The organism is Neisseria sp. HMSC069H12 (assembly GCF_001812735.1).
In the GTDB taxonomy this organism is placed as follows: Bacteria; Pseudomonadota; Gammaproteobacteria; order Burkholderiales; family Neisseriaceae; genus Neisseria; species Neisseria subflava.
In genome coordinates, this window is record NZ_KV810258.1 from 1 (window position 1) to 1,038 (window position 1,038).

Sequence of the window (1,038 nt, forward strand, 5' to 3'; positions counted from 1 at the left end):
TTGCCGGCAATATCTGAAGCGTTGACTACAGGCATAGAAAACGGTAGCAGAGCCGCTGTTAAAACAAAAATGGATAAATTTTTCATAGTGTCGTACTCGTTAAAATAGAATTGGGATGATAGGAGGGCATAAAAGACCGTCTGAACAATAGACGGCCTTTGGTCTATTAGAATTTCGGCATAGAGCAACCTTCAGGAGTAATGATTCTGCATTGTAAAGCTCCACGTTTTCGACATTTTCTTAATGCCTCCGCTTCAGCCATACCCGGGTCGTTTATGCCAAAAAAAGCTGAACCATCTTTTGCTTGAGCAACGGCGATACAGCCGTTGCGAACCCAGGCTTGAACTTTACACGGTTTATTCGTTCCACCTTCTTCGCAGGTTTTAATGGCCAGCTTTTTTGCAGCCTCAAGTGAATCCATATCAAGTGCGCCACCTGAAATACCTGTTTTGGGATTGATTGCCCATGCTCCGTATTTTGAAGGAACATTGATATTGACAACACGTGGTTGGCTCTGAGTGTAACCGTTATTCGAAGACTGTGGTCTTCCTACGTTATATAGAATCTGTCGACCCGAACTATCGATAATGCGACAAGTACCTGTTGCAGGCTGGTATTCTCCGCCACAACCGTTGGCATAAATATTTAGGCTAACTAGCCCTAATAGTACTAAAAGTAATTTTTTCATTATAAGTCCAATCTTTTGTTTCTTAGATATTTAATATTCAAATGTAAAAATACTAGATTAGGATGGATTATTTCCTTTGCCAGGCTGCCCAGGTTGTTTCATGGCATCGGTAGATGTACTTCTTGTCTGCTGGATACCACCAGTTGTCCATGTATGTCGTGGACTTGGATCATAATTACCATTATTGGCTGAATTGCCATCTCGATTCTGAACATTATGATTAGTCTGCTGCTGTTGGCTATTCATCCCCGGCGGTGTTGCAGGCTGACCGCTTCCCCAGCCTTGCATTGCATTGTATCCAGAGTAGGATGCCATGATACCGTTAAACCACATGCCTGCCATAGGCGGTA

Annotated in this window: 1 protein-coding gene and 1 pseudogene; both read right to left on the bottom strand. The window is 43.0% G+C overall.

What is annotated here, in order from left to right; translation table 11 throughout:
* Positions 1 to 166: 166 nt before the first annotated feature.
* Entirely contained in the window at positions 167 to 688 is a 522-nt protein-coding gene (locus tag HMPREF2872_RS04075; RefSeq protein WP_070631403.1) for a DUF4189 domain-containing protein, read from the bottom strand.
* A gap of 57 nt (positions 689 to 745) precedes the next feature.
* Positions 746 to 1,038: pseudogene (locus HMPREF2872_RS11855) on the bottom strand (hypothetical protein); the annotation flags it as partial.